Here is a 15,084-nt window from a genome sequence, read left to right on the forward strand (position 1 = left end):
ACGCCGTTACTCGACGTCCATCGTGTCGTTCGTTCATTCGGGCAGCTCCAGGCCCGCTGCCGCGAAGTCCGCGCGCAGCTGGGCGATCTCGTCGTCGGTGGCGTCCACGAGCGGGGGTCGCACCGGGCCGGCCGGCAGACCCAGCGACGCCAGGCCCGCCTTCACCAGGATGGTGCCCTGGGTACGGAAGATGCCGGTGAACAGCGGCAGCAGCCGCCGGTGCAGGGCCAGCGCGGTCGGCATGTCCCCCGCGTCGAACGCCTCGATCATCTGTGCGGTCAGCGCCCCGGTGAAGTGCGTCGAGGTACCGACCACGCCCACGGATCCGACGGCCAGCGCCGGCAGGGTGAGGGCGTCCTCGCCGCAGTAGAAGGCGAGGGTGGTCCGGCTGGTGACCCAGCTGGTGGCGGTCAGGTCGGTCTTGGCGTCCTTGACCGCGACGATCCGGCCGTGTTCGGCGAGCCGGACCAACGTCTCGGTGTCGATCGGCACGCCGGAGCGGTGCGGAATGTCGTACAGCATCACCGGCAGGCCGGTGGCGTCGGCCACCGCGGTGAAGTGTCGCAGCAAGCCGCTCTGCGGCGGCTTGCTGTAGTACGGGGTGACCACCAACAGGCCGTGCGCGCCCGCCTTCTCGGCGGCGGCGGCCAGCTCGATGGTGTGCCGGGTGTCGTTGGTGCCGACGCCCGCGACCACCTTGGCGCGGTCACCGACGGCCTCCACCACGGCCCGGATCAGCTGTTCCTTCTCCGCGTCGGTGGTGGTCGGCGACTCGCCGGTGGTGCCGTTGACCACCAACGCGTCGTTGCCCTGCTCGTCAACCAGGTGGCTCGCCAGCCGGGCGGCGCCGTCGAGATCGAGGGAACCGTCGGGGGCGAACGGGGTCGCCATGGCTGTGAGCAGCCGGCCGAAGGGGCGGGACGCCGGTCGGGCCGCGGCGTCGAGGTGGTCGTGCGTCATACCCTCCAACCTAGCGGACGACCAGCCGGGGCCCGCCGGGGAAGGGCTCAGGACGCCTCGTGCGGGCTGGCCGCCACTTCGGTGCCGTCCGGCAGCGTGGAGATCACGAAGTCGGCGAACACGTTCGGAGCGACGCCCTGGAGCTGCCGAAGGCACTCCACGGCCAGCTCACGGATCTCCACATCGGCGTGCTCAGTGGCCCGCATCGCGACGAAGTGCCGCCAGGCCCGGTAGTTGCCGGAGACCACGATCCGGGTCTCGGTGGCGTTGGGCAGCACCGCCCGGGCCGCCTGCCGGGCCTGCTTGCGGCGCAGCGTCGGGTTCGGCTCGTCGGAGAAACGCTGCTCGAGGCCCTCCAGCAACTCGGTGTACGCCCGAACGCTCGCCTCGGCGGCTTCCACGAACTTCTTGTGCAGCTCCGGGTCGTCGGCGATGACGGCCGGCTCGACCATGGCCGCGTCCCGCTCCGGGACGTAGCGCTGGGACAGCTGGGAGTACGAGAAGTGTCGGTGCCGGATCAACTCGTGGGTGAAGGAACGGGACACCCCGGTGAAGTAGAAGGTGACCGAACCGTGCTCCAGCACGCTAAGGTGGCCCACTTCGAGGATGTGCGCCAGGTAACCGGCGTTGGTGGCGGTCACCGGGTTCGGCTTCTTCCACGACTGGTAGCAGGCCCGGCCGGCGAATTCGGCGAGCGCCTGGCCACCCTCCGCGTCGGTCGACCACGGCACGTCGTCCGGGGCCGCGAATTGGGTCCACGCGATCAACTTGACCTGGGGCTGCACCATGTCCGGCATTCCTGGGACTTTAGTGGTGGGGTGCCGCCCGGCCCAACTCAGGCACGCCCCGTGCAATGTCGATCACTCAGCCAGCGGCGGAGCCGAGGACGCCCAGGCGCGGGCGGGTCCGGGCCGGGCCACGCGGGTCCGGGCCGGGCCGGGCCGGGCCGGGCCGGGCCGGGATCCAGGGTCCAGGCATCGTTGTCGAGGCCGGGGACGGACAGTTCCATCAGCGTCCTTTGGAGCTGAATCGTTGACGACATCAGCCCCGGCGGATGGGTCGCCCAGGCCGAGGCCCGAGGCCCGAGGCCCGAGGCCCGAGGCCCGAGGCCCGAGGCCCGAGGCCCGAGGCCCGAGCGCCGCTCAGGCGCTCAGGCGACCCGAACGAGCCGAGCGGCCCGAGCGGCCCGGCAGCCGCTTCCGTCCGCAAGATCGCGCAAAACCATGGATGTAGTGGCATCCGCCGCGCTCGACGCCACTACATCCAGGATCGAGCACGATGTTGGGGCGAGCTGCGTCGGCCGCTGTGCGCGGCGGACGCGGGTGCGCCGCTGCCCAGAGGGTGATCGACTCGGGTTCCTGAAAGTCGGGGCATCCGGGTCGGGTGGATGGCCCGGTTTCCCGGATACCCGAGTCGATCATGGGTGGTGGGCACCGGAGGAGACCCGTGATGTCGTAAACGAATCAGCTCCAAAGGACGCCCGAACAGTGCATCCCGGCCGAGCCCCGTATCCGCGCACCGGCGCTTCGGGCACCGGCGCGGCCGACGACGGCAGATTGAGCGATGGCGGCCGGCCCCAACGCGATCAGGCCGGCGACCGCGTCCGGCAGCGGCAGGTCGGGCGGCGGCAGGTCAGACGTAGAGCGAGGTGAACGGCGCCCAGGGCAGGTTGCGGAGCACCGAGAAGGCCAGCCACGCGGCCAGGAAACCGCCGATGGCCTTCGAGCTGATCCGCAGCTCGGGCATTCGCCAACCGAACGCCTGGCTTCCCGCCCAGGCCACGAAGAGGTACGCGAGGAACGGCAGCGCGAAGATGAACAGGAAGTGGTGCCGGGCGGCGGCCGGCAGGTCGCCATGCAGCACGTACCAGAGTGCGCGGGTGCCGCCACAGCCCGGGCAGTCCAGCCCGGTGGTCAACTTGAGCAGACAGGTGGGCGCGGCATCCGGGTCGGCGTGGGTCGGGTTGCTGAGCATGGCGTAGCTCATGCCGATGCCGACGCAGCCGAGCGCGGCCAGCGGCACCGCCCAGCGCGGGGAACGTTCGTAGAGTCGCAGCACGAAGCGGGTCAGCCGATCCGGCTCCGGCGCCGCGTAGCCAGCGGGCGGGGTCGTCGGCCAACCCTCCGGACCCGAGCCGCCGGGACCGAAACCGTGGGGATCGAACCCGTGGGGACTCGCGCCACCGGTACCGAACCCGTCGGGACCGAACCCGTCGGGCGGCGCCGTGTGGACCGCGCCGGGGGCGGGCTGCGGCTGGTTGACCGGTCCGGGAACGCTCGTCACACGCTCACGGTACACCGGACACGCCGGCCAATGCGGCCCTGAGTGGACCGGCCAGGTCGCCAACTGTCGGCGGTGCGACCGCGTCCAGGCCGAGCCAGCCGGCGAGCCGGTACAGCTCGGCGGCGAGCGCCACCGCGGTCTCCCCCGGGTCTGCGCCGGGTTCGAGCCAGGCTGCCGGCACCAGCAGCACCCCGGCCTTGCGATCGGCCTTCAGATCGACCCGGGCGGTGAACCGGTCGCCCTGGAGGAACGGCAACACGTAGTAGCCGTAGACCCGTTGTGGCGCCGGGACGTAGATCTCGATCCGGTAGCTGAAGTCGAACAGCCGCTCGGTGCGGGCACGTTCCCAGATCAGCGGGTCGAAGGGGCTGACCAGTGTGTTGCCCCGCACCCAGCGGGGCAGCCGGGCGGACGTGTGCAGCCAGGCCGGCTGTCGCCAGCCCGCCACGGTGACCGGCACCAGCTCACCGGCCTCGGCCAGCTCCGCGACGGCCTGCCGGGCGCCGGCCAGCGGCAACCGGAAGTAGTCGCGCAGCTCCGGCTCGGCGGCCACCCCGAGCGAGCGCGCGGCGAGGGCCACCAGCGTGCGGTACGCCTCGGCGTCGCTCGGGGTGGGCGTGGCCAGCACCGCTGGGGGCAACACCCGCTCGGGCAGGTCGTAGCGGCGGGCGAAGGAGGTGCTGCGCTCGGCGGCGGTCACCTCCCCGGCCCAGAACAGGAACTCCAACGCCCGCTTGACCGCCGACCAGTTCCACCCCCAGTTGCCGGTCTCCCGGGGCGCGTCGTGCTCGATCTCGGCGGCGGTCAGCGGGCCTCGGGCGGCCACCTCGTCCCGAACCCAGGCGACCAGCTCCGGCTGCTCCTGGGCGATCCGTCGCATGCCGCCCCAGGATTCGCTGTGCGCGCGGGCCATCCGCCAGCGCAGCATCGGGTGCAGCTCCACCGGCACCAGCGACGCCTCGTGGCCCCAGTATTCGAACAGCTCGCGTGGGCGTCGGTAGGCGGCCTGGTCGAGCAGGGTGGTCGGGTAGGGCCCGAGCCGGCTGTAGAGCGGCAGGTAGTGCGCGCGTTGCAGCACGTTGACCGAGTCCATCTGGATCAGCCCGACCCGGCCCAGCACCCGACGCAGGTGCCGGCGGGTGGGCACGCCCGTCGGCGCCGGGTCGGCGAAGCCCTGGGCGGTCAGCGCCACGCGGCGGGCCTGGGCGAGCGAGAGTGATTCCGGTGCGCTCATCGTCGGCGACCTTAATTCATCGGTACGACGCCGGTGCGGGAAGCTGGACGTGACGACCAACGGGGCATAGAACGGTGCAATGCTGACCATCCGTCGGGAGGAGCCGGACGACGCCGAGGCGGTCGCCCGGGTACACGTGCACGGCTGGCAGGCGGGCTATGCCGGCTTCATGCCGGACGAGGTGCTCGGGCGGCTCAACGTGGTGGCCTGGGCGCAGCGTCGTCGCGACGTCGGCACCGCCGATCCGGAGCACCCGTTCACCACTCTGCTCGGCGAGGTGGACGGGTCGGTCGTGGGCTTCACCACCTTCGGGCCGTACCGCCGCAACCAGGACCGGGACGACCTGGACCCGACGGTCGGCGAGGTGGTGGCGCTCTACGTGGAGCCGGCCCGCTGGGGTGACGGGACCGCAGCCGCGCTGCTGGACGCCGCCCGGAGCGGGCTCACCGAGCGGGGCTGGGCCGGGTACCGGGCGTGGGTGCTGGCGGACAATCGGCGGGCTCGCCGGTTCTGCGAGCGCGCCGGCCTGTCACCGGACGGTGAGCGGTCGACCTACCAGGTGCCGCTGGCCGGCGGGGGCCCGCCGGTCGGGCTCGTCGAGTTGCGGTACGCCGGACGCCTCGACCGCTGACCCGTCCGGGGTCAGCCACCGGCGGATCGGCAGGAAGGCCAGCAACGCCAGACTGATCCACACGTAGGCGTTGCTGCCCAGGAAGCCGTCGACGCCTGTGAAGTCCTTCTCCCAGAACCAGACGGTCCGGCTGATCAGCAGCGCGTACCCGATGGTCGCGGCGACCAGCAGGACCCGCCGTCGGCGGCCGGCCGGCGTGGCCATCGCGTTGTCGACCAGCAGGATCAACGCGGGCAGCAGCCAGACCAGGTGGTGCACCCAGGTGACCGGGCTGACCAGGCACATCACGGCGCCGGTCAGCGCCAGGCCGGTCGCCTCGTCGCCGGCCGCGACGGCAGCCCGGGACCGCCAGGCCCAGAGCGCCAGGGTGCCGAGCACCAGCAGCAGCCACAGCAGGGTGCTCGGGTGCTCCGGGTCGAGCCGGGCGACCACCCCGCGTAGCGACTGGTTGGAGACGAAGGCCAACTCGCCGACCCGGCCGGTGTTCCACAACGCCTCGGTCCAGAACTCCCGGGACGCGTCCGGGAAGAGCGCGGCGGCCAGCAGCGACACCCCGGCGGCCGTACCGCTGGCGGTGAGCGCCGCCCGCCAGCGCCCGGTCACCAACAGGTAGACGATGAACACGCCCGGGGTCAGCTTGATCGCCGTGGCGAGGCCGATGCCCACCCCGGTCCACCGGTTGTCGGCCGGCAGCAACCGCAGCAGGTCCACCGCCACCAGGAAGAGCAGCAGCGTGTTGACCTGGCCGAAGTTGACCGTCTCCCGCATCGGCTCGAACGCGGCGACCAGGCACAGCGCCACGGCGAGGGCGAACCACCGGGTCCAGCCGGCGCGCCGGGCGATCGGGTCGACCAGCCACCAGATCAGCACCGCGGTGGTGGCCACGCTGGCGAGCACGCTCACCACGATCGCGGCCGACCACGGCAGGTACGCCATCGGCAGCATCACCAGTGCGGCGAACGGCGGGTAGGTGAAGCCGTACTGGGTGCCCGGCTTGAGGTAGTCGTAGATTTCCCCGCCGTCGTGCACCCACCAGGTCAGCGCGCCGTAGTAGACCTTCAGGTCGAAGAAACCGTGCCGGACGGCTGCGACGGCGAGGAACCCGGTGACCGCCGCGGCGAGCACCACCACCCCGACGACCTGCGTGGTCGTCCTGTTGGCACCCTGCGCCACCGTCGTCTCCCTCGCCCTGCGTAGGCTTCCGTCCCATGGCTCTCGGGTACGTCCGCCCGGCGCGTCCCGAGGACGCCGGCGAGATCGCACGCATCCAGCTCGCGACCTGGCGGGTCGCGTACCGCCGGATCCTGCCTCGGCATGTGCTCGACAACCTGGACGAGGCGTTCCTCGCCCGGCGGTGGAGCGCCGCGGTGCTGGAGCCGCCCTCGGGCGCGCACCGGGTGCTGGTCGCCGTCGAACAGGCCGAGCAATCGTATCTGGTGGGGTTCGCCGCCTCCGGCCCGGCCGACGGCGAGGCGTTGGCCCCGGGCGAGCCAGCCGACGCGCTCGGCCCGGACGTGGCCGCCGTGACCGACCTGCTGGTCGAGCCGCGTTGGGGCCGGCGGGGGCACGGCAGTCGGCTGCTCGCCGCCGTAGTCGACCTGTGGCGGGAGGACGGCATGAGCCGGGCGGTGGCCTGGGCGTTCGACGGCGACGAGGCGACCCGCAAGTTCCTCACCAGCACCGGGTGGGAGCTCGACGGCGCGGCCCGCGCGCTGGACGTCGACGACATGCTGGTGCCGCAGGTGCGCCTGCACGTGGGCGTGCCGACCGAGAAGGTGCCGGTCGAGTGAACCGCTGTGGCGGCCCGGCCGGGCCGCCACACCGGGCCGGTCAGCCCTTGTCCGAGCCGTCGCGGGCCGGAGCTGTGCGGCGGCGACGCGCGGTGCAGGCCAGGCCGAACGCTCCCGGCGATCTTGCAGTTTCGGTTGTCGACATGCACGGAATGCGCTTTATGTCGCGACAGAAAGTGCAAGATCGCGCGGGGTTAGGGGGCTTGTTCGGCTATCAGCTCGTCGTCGTCCACGGCGCCCGTCGGGTGGAAGCCCAGGGAGGCGTAGAGGGCCGCGGCCGCAGTGTTGTCGGGGTGGTACGAGAGGCGGACCGGGGGGTTGCCGCCCCGGGCCGCCAGCCAGGGGGCCAGGGTTTGCACCGTGGCGCGGCCGACGCCCTGGGCCTGCTCGGCAGCGTCGATCAGCATCCCGCCGATCCAGTGCGACCCGTCGTCGTCAACGCCCCACATGACGTGACCGACGACGGTTTCGTCGGCGTACACCGCGAGTGAGTTCCACACCTCGGAGCGCATGCTGAGCAGCAGGTAGCGGGCACCCAGCGCGGCCACGAACCGGCGCTGGTCGTCGCGCGGGGCGACGTCTGCCACAGCCCGCCAGTTGTCGTCGTCGACCGGCCGCAGCGTGACTCGCCGCCCGGCCCGGTCCAGGTATCCCGCATCGATCATCCGGCGGATGCTACCCGGGCCGCGCCCGTAGATCTTGGACAGTTTCCGTCAGCGCGAACGGAAACTGTCCAAGATCTACGGTGCCGCCACGCGGAAGGACCGGGTCGGTCAGTCGAGCAGGGCGTCCAGGCCGACGGTGAGGCCGGGGCGGTCACGCACCGCGCGGACGGCCAGCAGCACACCCGGCATGAACGACACCCGGTCGTACGAGTCGTGCCGGATCGTCAGCGTCTCGCCGGTGCCACCGAACAGCACCTCCTGGTGGGCGACCAGGCCGGTGGCGCGCACCGCGTGGACGCGTACCCCGTCGATCTCGGCGCCGCGCGCACCCGGCACCTCGTCCTTGGTGGCGTCCGGCACCGGGCCGAGACCGGCCTCGGCGCGGGCCCGGGCGATCTGTCGGGCGGTGTGGGTGGCGGTGCCGCTCGGGGCGTCCAGCTTGCGCGGGTGGTGCTGCTCGATGATCTCGACGGACTCGAAGTGCCGGGCGGCGCGCGCGGCGAACTGCATCATCAGCACCGCGCCGATGCCGAAGTTCGGGGCGATGACCACGCCCACCCCGGGCCGGTCGGTCAGCCAGTCGCGCACCTGCTCCAGCCGCTGCTCGGTGAAGCCGGTCGTGCCGACCACCGCGCTGATGCCCTGCTCGATGCACCACTGGAGGTTGTCCATGACGACGTCCGGCGTGGTGAAGTCGACGACCACCTCGGCAGCGGAGACGGCGGAGCGGTCGTCGCCCTGGTCGATCGCTGCGGTCAGGGCGAGATCGTCGGCGGCGTCGACCGCCTTGCAGACCTCGATGCCCATCCGGCCGCGCGCACCAAACACGCCGACCCGCAGCTGCTGGGCCGGGGTCTTTCCCTGCTCGTCAGTCACGGGGCACAACCTATCCCAATCGGGACGGGCCCTTCCGGCCGGATCCAGTGTGCTCCACCGGCCGGTACGCCCGACCGGGACGCCTCGACCGGCCGGGCGGCAGACCTCAGACCGCGAAGTCTCCAGCGCCGAACGGGCCCACCACGGCCAGCGACATCGGGCGGCTGAGCACCTCGGCGGCGAGGACGTTCACGTCCTCCACGGTGACCTCGTCGACCCGACGGAGCAACTCGTCGACCGGCATCAGGTCGCCGTAGAGCAGCTCACCCTTGGCCAGCCGGCTCATCCGGGAACCGGTGTCCTCCAGGCCGAGCACGAAGGAGCCCTTGCTCATCCCCTTGCCCCGGGCCACCTCGGCCTCGGTCAACCCGTCGGCGGCCACCCGGGCCAGCTCGGCGCGGGTCAGGGCCAGCACCTCGTCCACCTTGCCCGGCGCGCAGCCGGCGTAGACGGCGAACAGGCCGCTGTCGGCGTACTGGCTGGCGTAGGAGTAGACCGAGTACGCGAGGCCGCGCTGCTCGCGGATCTCCTGGAACAGGCGGCTGGACATGCCGCCGCCGAGCACGTTGTTGAGCACCCCGAGGGCGAACCGCCGATCATCGAGCCGGTCGATGCCGGGGCAGCCGATGATGACGTGCGCCTGCTCGGTCTCCTTCGGCTCCACCACTGTGGTCGCCGGTTTGGTGCGTACCGCAGGGGTCGCCGCGCGGTGCGGCGCCGGGCTGGCCGGGTCGCTGTCCAGCGGGGTGCCACGCACGGCCTGACGGACCATCTTGACCACCGCGGCGTGGTCGAGGTTGCCGGCGGCGGCGATGACGATCTGCGGCGCTGTGTAGCGGCCCCGGTAGAAGCTCTGGATCTGCCGCCGGGTCATGGGGGTGACGGTCTCCGCGGTGCCGGAGATCAGCCGACCGAGCGGGTGATCGCCGTAGACGGCCTGGACGAAGAGGTCGTGCACCTCGTCACCCGGCTCGTCGTCGTGCATGGCGATCTCCTCCAGGATCACGCCACGCTCGGTCTCGACGTCGGCCGGCTCCAACAGCGAGTCGGCGACCAGGTCGCACATCACGTCGATCGCCAGCGGCAGGTCCTCGTCCAGCACGCGGGCGTAGTAGCAGGTGTATTCCTTCGTGGTGAAGGCGTTGGTCTCACCGCCCACCGCCTCGATCTGCGAGGAGATTTCCAGTGCGGTGCGCTTGTGGGTGCCCTTGAAGAGCAGGTGCTCGAGGAAGTGCGCGGCACCTGCCTGCGGCCCGGTCTCGTCACGCGAGCCGACCGCCACCCAGATGCCGAACGAGACGCTGCGCATCGCCGGAATCGCCTCGGTGAGGACGCGCAGGCCGCTGGGCAGCACGGTACGTCGTACCGTGCCGCCCAGCGGGTCGTCGCTGAGTGTCCGGGTCACCGCGCGGGCGGTGCCGCCGGAGCGGCCCGCCCCGGTGTCCCGCGACGGGGCCACCCCCCGTCGATCCGGTGGAAACGGCGCGCTGATGGCCCGACTCACGTCTTGCTCCCGGTTCGACGAGGGGTGGGTGATGCGTGGTACGACGATCAGCTGTGCCGGGTCCGGCGGCGCGGACGCTCGCCGCCCTCGCCACCCTCGCCGCCGCCACCGTTGCCGTTGCCGCCCTCGCCGCCGCGCTCCGGGCCACGCCCGCCACGGTCGCCGCCACGCTCACGGTCGCCACGGTCACGCGGAGCCCGGTCGCCCCGGTCCCGACCAGCCGGCCGGTCACCAGAGGCGGCCTCACCGGCGGCCGGAGCCTCGGTGCCCTCCGGGCGGACCTTGTCCAGGTAGATCTTGCCGCGGGCGTCGATGTCCGCGATCTCGACCTCGACCCGGTCACCGACGTTGAGGAAGTCCTCGACGCGCTCGACCCGCTTGCCGTCGCCCACCTTGGAGATGTGCAGCAGGCCGTCACGACCCGGCAGGAGCGAGATGAACGCGCCGAACGCGGCGGTCTTGACGACAGTGCCGAGGAACCGCTCGCCCTGCTTCGGCAGCGTCGGGTTGGCGATCCCGTTGATCCGGTCGACGGCCGCCTGGGCCGACGGCCCATTGGTGGCGCCGACGTAGATCGTGCCGTCGTCCTCGATGGAGATCTCGGCGCCGGTCTCGTCCTGGATCGCGTTGATGGTCTGCCCCTTCGGGCCGATCACCATGCCGATCTTGTCCACCGGGATCTTGACGGTGGTGACTCGCGGCGCGTAGTCCGACATCTCGGCCGGAGCCTCGATCGCCGCCTTCATGACGCCGAGGATGATCTGCCGGGCCTCGTTCGCCTGCTGGAGCGCGGCGGCAAGCACGTCCGACGGGATGCCGTTGAGCTTGGTGTCGAGCTGGAGCGCGGTGACGAACTCCGGGGTGCCGGCGACCTTGAAGTCCATGTCACCGAACGCGTCCTCGGCACCGAGGATGTCGGTAAGCGTCACGTACTGGGTCTTGCCGTCCACCTCGTCGGAGATGAGCCCCATCGCGATGCCGGCGACCGGCGCCTTCAGCGGGACACCCGCGGAGAGCAGGCCCAGCGTCGAGGCGCAGACCGAACCCATCGAGGTGGAGCCGTTGGAGCCGAGCGCCTCCGACACCTGCCGGATGGCGTACGGGAACTCCTCGCGCGACGGCAGCACCGGGATCAGCGCACGCTCGGCGAGAGCGCCGTGGCCGATCTCGCGACGCTTCGGCGAGCCGACCCGGCCGGTCTCACCGGTCGAGTACGGCGGGAAGTTGTAGTTGTGCATGTAGCGCTTGCGGTTCTCGGGGGACAGCGTGTCCACCATCTGCTCCATGCGGAGCATGTTCAGCGTGGTGACGCCCAGGATCTGGGTCTCGCCCCGCTCGAACAGCGCCGAACCGTGCACCCGGGGAAGCACGCCGACCTCGGCGGTCAGCGCCCGGATGTCCCGCGGGCCACGCCCGTCCATACGGACCTGCTCGCGCAGCACGCGGTTGCGCACCTCGGACTTGGTCAGCGACCGGAAGGCAGCGCTGAGCTCCTTCTCCCGACCCTCGAACCGAGCGCCCAACTCCTCGGCGACCCGGGCCTTGACCCGGTCCAGGGCCTCCTCGCGGTCGGCCTTGCCGGCGATGGTGATCGCCTCGGCGACCTCACCGCGGGCCAGCTCGGAGACGGCGTCGTACACGTCGTCCTGGTAGTCCAGGAAGACCGGGAACTCGGTGACCGGCTTGGCGGCGACCTCGGCCAGCTCGCTCTGCGCGCGGCACAGCTCACGGATCGCCGGCTTGGCGGCCTCCAGGCCGCTGGCGACGACCTCCTCGGTCGGGGCGGTGGCGCCGGCCGAGATGAGGGCGACGGCGTTCGGGGTGGCCTCGGCCTCGACCATCATGATCGCGACGTCGCCGTCTTCGAGCGTGCGGCCGGCCACGACCATGTCGAAGGTGGCGCGAGCCAGCTCCTCCAGGGTCGGGAAGGCGACCCACTGGCCGTCGATGTGGGCGACGCGGGTCGCACCGATCGGGCCGGAGAACGGCAGGCCGGAGAGCTTGGTCGACATCGAGGCGGCGTTGATCGCCACGACGTCGTACGGGTGCTGCGGGTCGAGCGCGAGGATGGTCTCGACGACCTGGACCTCGTTGCGCAGGCCCTTGACGAAGGACGGGCGCAGCGGCCGGTCGATCAGCCGGCAGGTGAGGATCGCGTCCTCGCTGGGCCGACCCTCGCGGCGGAAGAACGAGCCGGGGATGCGGCCCGCGGCGTACATCCGCTCCTCGACGTCGACGGTCAGCGGGAAGAAGTCGAACTGCTCCTTCGGGTGCTTACCGGCGGTCGTGGCGGAGAGAACGACCGTCTCGCCCAGCTGGGCGATGACGGAACCGGCGGCCTGGCGAGCCAGCCGACCGGTGGAGAAGGTGATCTCGCGGGTGCCGAAGGACCCGTTGTCGATCACGGCGGTGCGGGATTCGGTGCCGAGTTTGGTCTCGGTCATGTGCTGTCGTGCTCCTTCGCGTCGTGGGCCCACGACATCGGGGAGCTGCTCAGACGGCCGGTCTTCGATCGAAGCGCCCGGGTGGCCGGCATGATGCCGGGGTTCCCGGGGGCCACTACCGGAGACCGGTACGCTGACCGGCTCCCTCTCGGGTGGTCGCGCGGCCCGTGTTTCTTCAGGTGGGACGCGGTACGGGGGAGCGGCCGTCCGGCCACTCCCCCGTCACGTCACCGGCGCAGACCGAGCCGCTCGATGAGCGACCGGTAGCGGGCAATGTCCTTCTTCTGGACGTAGTTGAGCAACCGACGGCGCCGGCCGACCAGCAGCAGCAGCCCACGGCGGCTGTGGTGGTCGTGCTTGTGCACCTTCAGGTGCTCGGTCAGCTCGGCGATCCGCTTGGTGAGGACCGCGACCTGGACCTCCGGCGAACCGGTGTCGCCCTCGGCGGTCGCGTACTCCGCGCGGATGCTGGCCTTGGCTTCCTGATCGAGCGCCATGTTCTCCCTGTTTCGATGGGTTGATCAAGTGGGTGTCCGTCGTCCCGATGGACCGGGAACGGACCGGTACCTCGCACCCGCGGCGTCGAGCAGGCACGCGAGGCCCCACGCCGGTCACCCGACGTCCCGGCAAGACTACCAGCACTCACCGGTAACACCCGGCGAAGGGCCTCGGTGGCGGCCCGCCACTCCCCGACGATCAGGCCAGAACGCGCCGGGTGCGCTCGACGTCCTGATTCATCTGGGCGATCAACGGCTCGATCGAGTCGTACCGGATCTGACCGCGCAGGTGCGCCACGAAGTCCAGGGCCAGCCGCTCGCCGTACAGGTCGCCGCTGAAGTCCAGCGCGTACGCCTCCACCCGCCGCTCCCGGCCGGAGAAGGTCGGGTTGGTGCCCACGGACACCGCCGCCAGCAGCGGCTCGTGCTGGCCGCGACGGATCAGCCGGGCCGCGTACACCCCGTCGGCGGGCACCGCCGCGTACCGGTGGCAGAGCAGGTTGGCGGTGGGGAAGCCCAGCTCCCGGCCCCGCTGGTCGCCGCGGACCACGACGCCCTCCACCCGGTGTGGGCGGCCCAGCGCGGCGGCCGCCGCGCCCACGTCGCCCGCGTCGACGCAGGAACGGATGTACGTGGAGGAGAAGACGGTGCCGGCCTCGGCGACCAGCGGGTTGCCCTCCACACCGAAGCCAAACGTCTGACCCAGCCGTTCCAGCAACGCCACGTCGCCGGCGGCCCGGTGCCCGAAGCGGAAGTTGTTGCCGACCACCACCAGCGCCGCGTGCAGGTGCTCGACCAGGATGTCGTGCACGAACTGTTCGGCCGGCAGCCGGGAGAACTCAGGGGTGAACGGCACCACGCAGAGCACGTCCACGCCGAGCGCCTCGATCAGCTCGGCCTTCCGGGCCGGCTCGGTGAGCACCGCCGGGTGCGAACCGGGGCGGACCACCTCGGCCGGGTGCGGGTCGAAGGTGACCACCACCGACTGCACACCCAACTCGCGGGCCCGGGCCACGGTGTGCCCGATCGTCGCCTGGTGCCCCTTGTGCACGCCGTCGAAGACGCCGATGGTGACCACCGAGCGTCCCCATCCGCCGGGCGCCGCGTCGTAGCCCCGCCACCGCTGCATGCCGTTCCTCTCTGCTGTCCCGCCGATCGGCGGGTAGACACCGCCGGCTGCGGGCCGGCGGACCTGCCCCCGCCGTCAGGCCGGGGCGAGCACGATCTCCGCCCGAGCCCGCCCGTCCCGCTCGCTGACGATAGCGATCAGACCGCCGGCCGGCCCGAAGACGGCGTACGGCCCGGTGAGGCCGGCCGGGTCCAGTGGCCCGCCGTGGGCGAGCACCCGGGCCTCGTCGGGCGTGGCCTCCCGACGTGCGAAGAACCGGTCCGCCGCCGCGTCCAGTGGCAGGTTCACCACGTCCGGGGCGCGCTGCTCCAACTCGTCGAGGGTCGCCGCCTCGGCGAGGGTGAAGCCACCCACCGCCGTGCGCCGCAGCGCCGTGAGGTGCCCGCCGACGCCGAGCGCCAGGCCGGCATCCCGGGCGATGGCCCGAATGTACGTGCCGGAGGAGCAGGTCACGTCCACGTCCACGTCCACCACGTCCGGCTCGGTGCGGCGGATCGCCAACACCGCCAACCGGGAGATGGTGACCCGCCGCGCCGGCAGCTCGACGCTCTCCCCGTCACGGACCCGCTTGTACGCCCGCTGTCCGTCGATCTTGATGGCGCTGACCGCGCTCGGCACCTGGTCGACCTCGCCGCTCAGCCCGGCCAGCGCCGACCGGATCGCGTCGTCGGTCACCTGGCCGGCCGGCGCGGTGGCGGTCACGTCGCCCTCGGCGTCGTCGGTGACAGTGGTCTGGCCGAGCCGGATGGTGCCGGCGTAACTCTTGCCGGCGCCGATCACGTAGGTCAGCAGCCGGGTGGCTCGGCCGACACCGATCACCAGCACGCCGGTCGCCATCGGGTCGAGGGTGCCGCCGTGCCCGACCCGTCGGGTCTTCGCCAGTCGGCGGATCCGCGCCACCACGTCGTGCGACGTCATGCCGCCGGGCTTGTCGACCACGATCAGACCATCGGTGCTCACGTCGGCCAAGCCTGCCAGATGGCCACCACCCCGCACTGCGTGGGCACGCCCGGCGTGACCCCAGCCTCCCGCACCGAGGGCTGAGCCGGTTTGCCGGGACGAAGTGTCCGT

The 15,084-nt window shown here is 71.9% G+C and carries 14 protein-coding genes; 2 read left to right on the top strand and 12 right to left on the bottom strand.

Features of this window, described 5'->3' with window-relative positions; translation table 11 throughout:
• Nucleotides 1-33: 33 nt before the first annotated feature.
• From dapA to IW248_RS17860, 4 genes are all read right to left on the bottom strand, one after another.
• Complete coding sequence (gene dapA, locus IW248_RS17845; protein ID WP_196927906.1) at nucleotides 34-960, bottom strand: 4-hydroxy-tetrahydrodipicolinate synthase; 927 nt, start codon at nucleotides 958-960, stop codon at nucleotides 34-36.
• Nucleotides 961-1,007: 47 nt separating this feature from the next.
• Nucleotides 1,008-1,748 (bottom strand): FAD-dependent thymidylate synthase, encoded by a 741-nt coding sequence (gene thyX, locus IW248_RS17850; RefSeq protein ID WP_196930254.1) that lies wholly within the window; start codon nucleotides 1,746-1,748, stop codon nucleotides 1,008-1,010.
• Nucleotides 1,749-2,592: 844 nt separating this feature from the next.
• A complete protein-coding gene (locus tag IW248_RS17855; protein WP_307788035.1) occupies nucleotides 2,593-3,243 on the bottom strand; it encodes a DUF2752 domain-containing protein in 651 nt (216 codons plus the stop codon).
• A 4-nt stretch (nucleotides 3,244-3,247) separates the two neighbouring features.
• Nucleotides 3,248-4,477 (bottom strand): winged helix-turn-helix domain-containing protein, encoded by a 1,230-nt coding sequence (locus IW248_RS17860; RefSeq protein ID WP_196927907.1) that lies wholly within the window; start codon nucleotides 4,475-4,477, stop codon nucleotides 3,248-3,250.
• Nucleotides 4,478-4,556: 79 nt separating this feature from the next.
• On the opposite strand from IW248_RS17860, the gene IW248_RS17865 reads away from it, so the two are divergent.
• Entirely contained in the window at nucleotides 4,557-5,108 is a 552-nt protein-coding gene (locus tag IW248_RS17865; RefSeq protein ID WP_196927908.1) for a GNAT family N-acetyltransferase, read from the top strand.
• Here IW248_RS17865 and IW248_RS17870 read toward each other — a convergent pair.
• On the bottom strand, nucleotides 5,007-6,281 hold the full coding sequence (locus tag IW248_RS17870) for a glycosyltransferase 87 family protein (protein ID WP_196927909.1): 1,275 nt from the start codon (nucleotides 6,279-6,281) through the stop codon (nucleotides 5,007-5,009). The two genes, IW248_RS17865 and IW248_RS17870, sit on opposite strands and share 102 nt — an antisense overlap.
• 35 nt (nucleotides 6,282-6,316) lie before the next feature.
• Here IW248_RS17870 and IW248_RS17875 point away from each other — a divergent pair, with 35 nt between their 5' ends.
• The gene (locus tag IW248_RS17875) at nucleotides 6,317-6,898 is read left to right on the top strand and encodes a GNAT family N-acetyltransferase (protein WP_196927910.1); all 582 of its coding nucleotides are present in this window, start codon (nucleotides 6,317-6,319) and stop codon (nucleotides 6,896-6,898) included.
• A 194-nt stretch (nucleotides 6,899-7,092) separates the two neighbouring features.
• On the opposite strand, the gene IW248_RS17880 is transcribed toward IW248_RS17875, so the two are convergent.
• The 7 genes from IW248_RS17880 to truB form a co-directional block, all read right to left on the bottom strand.
• Nucleotides 7,093-7,563, bottom strand: coding sequence for a GNAT family N-acetyltransferase (locus IW248_RS17880; protein WP_196927911.1), 471 nt, complete (start codon nucleotides 7,561-7,563; stop codon nucleotides 7,093-7,095).
• A gap of 108 nt (nucleotides 7,564-7,671) precedes the next feature.
• Nucleotides 7,672-8,439, bottom strand: a complete 768-nt coding sequence (dapB, locus tag IW248_RS17885; protein ID WP_196927912.1) for a 4-hydroxy-tetrahydrodipicolinate reductase — start codon at nucleotides 8,437-8,439, stop codon at nucleotides 7,672-7,674.
• A 106-nt stretch (nucleotides 8,440-8,545) separates the two neighbouring features.
• Nucleotides 8,546-9,943, bottom strand: coding sequence for a M16 family metallopeptidase (locus tag IW248_RS17890; RefSeq protein ID WP_124816816.1), 1,398 nt, complete (start codon nucleotides 9,941-9,943; stop codon nucleotides 8,546-8,548).
• 47 nt (nucleotides 9,944-9,990) lie between these two features.
• Nucleotides 9,991-12,387, bottom strand: coding sequence for a polyribonucleotide nucleotidyltransferase (locus tag IW248_RS17895; RefSeq protein ID WP_196927913.1), 2,397 nt, complete (start codon nucleotides 12,385-12,387; stop codon nucleotides 9,991-9,993).
• Nucleotides 12,388-12,614: 227 nt separating this feature from the next.
• Nucleotides 12,615-12,884: a 30S ribosomal protein S15 gene (gene rpsO, locus IW248_RS17900; protein WP_030337594.1), complete on the bottom strand. Its 270-nt coding sequence runs from the start codon at nucleotides 12,882-12,884 to the stop codon at nucleotides 12,615-12,617.
• 199 nt (nucleotides 12,885-13,083) lie between these two features.
• Nucleotides 13,084-14,013 (bottom strand): bifunctional riboflavin kinase/FAD synthetase, encoded by a 930-nt coding sequence (locus IW248_RS17905; RefSeq protein WP_196927914.1) that lies wholly within the window; start codon nucleotides 14,011-14,013, stop codon nucleotides 13,084-13,086.
• Between the two features lie 75 nt (nucleotides 14,014-14,088).
• Nucleotides 14,089-14,973: a tRNA pseudouridine(55) synthase TruB gene (gene truB, locus IW248_RS17910; RefSeq protein WP_307788038.1), complete on the bottom strand. Its 885-nt coding sequence runs from the start codon at nucleotides 14,971-14,973 to the stop codon at nucleotides 14,089-14,091.
• Between the last annotated feature and the right edge of the window lie 111 nt (nucleotides 14,974-15,084).

The sequence above is a fragment of the Micromonospora ureilytica genome (genome assembly GCF_015751765.1).
Taxonomy (GTDB): domain Bacteria; phylum Actinomycetota; class Actinomycetes; order Mycobacteriales; family Micromonosporaceae; genus Micromonospora; species Micromonospora ureilytica.

Coding starts and splice junctions, on each gene's coding strand:
- IW248_RS17895 (WP_196927913.1), bottom strand. CDS start 12,387: ATGACCGAGACCAAACTCGGCACCGAATCCCGCACCGCCGTGATCGAC.
- IW248_RS17905 (WP_196927914.1), bottom strand. CDS start 14,013: ATGCAGCGGTGGCGGGGCTACGACGCGGCGCCCGGCGGATGGGGACGC.
- IW248_RS17880 (WP_196927911.1), bottom strand. CDS start 7,563: ATGATCGATGCGGGATACCTGGACCGGGCCGGGCGGCGAGTCACGCTG.
- dapA (WP_196927906.1), bottom strand. CDS start 960: ATGACGCACGACCACCTCGACGCCGCGGCCCGACCGGCGTCCCGCCCC.
- IW248_RS17875 (WP_196927910.1), top strand. CDS start 6,317: ATGGCTCTCGGGTACGTCCGCCCGGCGCGTCCCGAGGACGCCGGCGAG.
- thyX (WP_196930254.1), bottom strand. CDS start 1,748: ATGGTGCAGCCCCAGGTCAAGTTGATCGCGTGGACCCAATTCGCGGCC.
- rpsO (WP_030337594.1), bottom strand. CDS start 12,884: ATGGCGCTCGATCAGGAAGCCAAGGCCAGCATCCGCGCGGAGTACGCG.
- IW248_RS17865 (WP_196927908.1), top strand. CDS start 4,557: ATGCTGACCATCCGTCGGGAGGAGCCGGACGACGCCGAGGCGGTCGCC.
- IW248_RS17860 (WP_196927907.1), bottom strand. CDS start 4,477: ATGAGCGCACCGGAATCACTCTCGCTCGCCCAGGCCCGCCGCGTGGCG.